This window comes from Alcanivorax sp. HI0083, assembly GCF_001635175.1.
Genome location: NZ_LWFX01001413.1, coordinates 1 through 1,060, shown reverse-complemented (window position 1 = coordinate 1,060; position 1,060 = coordinate 1). Strand labels below are relative to the sequence as shown.

Sequence of the window (1,060 nt, the reverse complement as noted above, 5' to 3'; positions counted from 1 at the left end):
AGGCCATGGCAGCTGCAACAGCCTGAACGGCTCCTACCAGCGCGACGGCCAACAGCTGGCGCTGCCCGATCTGGCAACTACACGCAAGGCATGCCCGACCAGCGCTATCGAAAACCGCTACCTCGACGCGCTCAAGGCCAGCGACCACTTCCGCATCGACGGCGAGCTGCTCACCCTGTTTGATAAAGACGATGAAGCAGTGGCCAGTTTTCAGGCCATTTATCTGTAGCACGACACGGATTGAGTAAACCGCAAAAAGGGAAATCGCCATGCGTGTTCATTACCTGTCCCATGTTCCCTTTGAACAACTGGGCGCCATGGAAACCTGGTTTCAGGAGCGGGACATCAGCATTCGGCACTCGCTGTTATTCGCTGGCGACGCCCTGCCCGCCCCGGCGGATTTTGATGTGCTGGTGGTCATGGGTGGCCCCATGGGGGCCGATGACGACCCCCGCTTTCCCTGGATGAGTGCAGAAAAAGCGCTGATCCGCGAGAGCATCGCAGCGGGGAAAAAGGTGCTGGGCATTTGTCTGGGCGCACAACTGATCGCCCGGGTGCTGGGCGCCCCGGTAAGCAGCAACCCGGAAAGGGAAATCGGCTGGTTTCCGGTCTACCCCACACCAGCCGGGAAAAATGACAGTGTGGGCAGACTGTTTGCAGACGCACCAACCGTCCTGCACTGGCACGGCGACACCTTTGCCATCCCCAACGGCGCCGTGCATTTACTGGAAAGTGAAGGCTGCCGCAACCAGGCCTTCCGTTACGGGGATAACGTGCTGGCCCTGCAATTTCATCTGGAACTGGAGAACGGCAATGCACAAGCACTGTGCGACGCCTGCCCGGAGGACCTGACTCCCGGCCGCTGGGTGGAAAGCCGCGAAGCGCTGCTTGGTGACCCGCAGCGCTTTGAAGATGCCCGTCAATTACTCGGGCGAATGCTGAGTGCCTTTCTGGGTTAATCTGACATGCCTAAGCAGAATGGCGACGGCACCTAATGGGACTGAATCGCCTCATGCTCAAGGCCCCTCACCATGAAAGCCGCGCTTCGCACAACGTCATC

2 protein-coding genes are annotated in these 1,060 nt (G+C 59.5%); both read left to right on the top strand.

All coding sequences use genetic code 11. The annotated features are described in order from the left end of the window. The coding region (locus A3754_RS21420; protein WP_156497132.1) for an META domain-containing protein at nt 1-229 on the top strand (229 nt) is incomplete at its 5' end. Nucleotides 230-269: 40 nt separating this feature from the next. Beyond that, complete coding sequence (locus A3754_RS21415; RefSeq protein ID WP_063521285.1) at nt 270-959, top strand: type 1 glutamine amidotransferase; 690 nt, start codon at nt 270-272, stop codon at nt 957-959. Nucleotides 960-1,060 lie beyond the last annotated feature (101 nt).